General features: G+C 58.8%; 1 protein-coding gene. It reads left to right on the forward strand.

Annotation, left to right across the window (positions count from 1 at the left end; all coding sequences use genetic code 11):
- Positions 1-87: 87 nt before the first annotated feature.
- A complete protein-coding gene (locus tag H6M51_RS24155) occupies positions 88-1,026 on the forward strand; it encodes a LysR substrate-binding domain-containing protein (protein WP_185812306.1) in 939 nt (312 codons plus the stop codon).
- Positions 1,027-1,044: the final 18 nt, after the last annotated feature.

The raw sequence follows: 1,044 nt of genomic DNA on the forward strand, positions 1-1,044 counted from the left end.
TCATCTGGCCTCTCGTATATTTCCGTGTACGATGATAGGAAAAGTGGCAAGACGGGGATGCTTCGTCCGCATTTGTGAACGGTCAACATGTTTAGTCTGGATGACGCCTATCTTTTCGCCCAGGTTGTCGAGCACGGTGGATTCACCGCTGCTTCCCGCGCGACCGGCATTGCAAAATCCACGTTGAGCAAGCGAGTCGGGATGCTCGAAGAACAGCTCGGTGTGCGCCTTCTGCACCGTAATTCGCGCACGCTCTCAATGTCCGAAGCTGGAGACGAATTTTTTCGCCATGTTTCCGCGATGCTTATCGAGGCCGAGGCGGCGGAAGCACGCATCAAGAACCGCCTTGCCGCGCCTCGGGGAAATGTGCGCGTAACAGCTTCGGTCATCACGGCGCGGCATCACCTCGCGCCGATCCTGCCTGCGGTCGCCGACAAATACCGTGACGTGCAGATCATGCTGCACGCGACGGATCGCATGGTCGATATTGTGCAGGAATCCTTCGATATTGCCCTGCGAGATCATCATGACCCGCTTCCTTCTTCAGAGCTGTTGCAGCAGCGCATCGGCTTTGAGCCCGACCTTCTCGTCGCCGCGCCGAGCTATGTCGAACGTGCGGGCACCCCGGCCAATCCTGAGTCCCTGCAAGCCCATGAGGGCTTGCTGAATGGTTCAATCACCAAGCCGCCATCGTGGTGCCTTCAGGATGTGAAAGGCGTCAGCCTGAACGTTACGGCGAGAATGCGAGCTTTTTCCGATGATCCGGAAACCCTTGTGAGCATGGCGCTAGCAGGGCTGGGTATCGCCGCGCTGCCGCGCTGCATATGCGAGCCGCATCTGGTTCGTGGCACGTTTGTCCGCATTTTGCCGGACTGGATCGCCGGGGGCGCAACCACGACATTGCTGATTCCACATCGACGCGGCCAGTTGCCTGCCGTCAGGGCGATAGCCGACGCACTGGTCGGGACGCTGCGAAGCAGACTGCAGGGCCAATCGGCTCGTAATCCACCGCTTCCAGTGCTTTGAAGTCAAAACTGTCCACCA

The organism is Rhizobium sp. AQ_MP (genome assembly GCF_014237835.1).
Taxonomy (GTDB): Bacteria; Pseudomonadota; Alphaproteobacteria; order Rhizobiales; family Rhizobiaceae; genus Allorhizobium.

Excerpts from the sequence above, each read along its gene's own strand:
- H6M51_RS24155 (WP_185812306.1), top strand. The coding sequence starts at position 88 with ATGTTTAGTCTGGATGACGCCTATCTTTTCGCCCAGGTTGTCGAGCAC.